The organism is Alkalihalophilus lindianensis (genome assembly GCF_032843265.1).
GTDB classification, from domain to species: Bacteria; Bacillota; Bacilli; order Bacillales; family Bacillaceae_D; genus Alkalihalophilus; species Alkalihalophilus lindianensis.
In genome coordinates this window covers 1-241 of record NZ_JAWJBA010000930.1, presented here as the reverse complement: position 1 = coordinate 241, position 241 = coordinate 1, and the positions used below count along the sequence as shown (strand labels likewise).

Annotated in this window: 1 protein-coding gene; it reads right to left on the bottom strand. The window is 51.5% G+C overall.

The window, feature by feature from the left end; translation table 11 throughout:
• Positions 1-241, bottom strand: a 241-nt coding sequence (locus RYX56_RS24835; protein ID WP_317124450.1) for a hypothetical protein, incomplete at both ends; no start/stop codon positions are given.

Genomic DNA, 241 nt, shown 5'->3' with positions numbered 1-241 from the left:
AGGGAAGGGATTAGAAGGAAAGAAGCGTGGATCGTTTGGACCAACATGCATGCTGCCACCCCCACCAATACCACTATGAGGATAGAAGCCTGCGCCAGGGCCAGGGAAGGCATCATCATGACCAAGTGGAGCTATTGGAGGATAAACCAAGCCAGGTTCAGTAGTTCTCAGGCCTGGATTTTCAGATCTGTGTATTGATGAGCTAGTCTCAACCTCAGGGTTCTTGGCAGCACCAGCATCC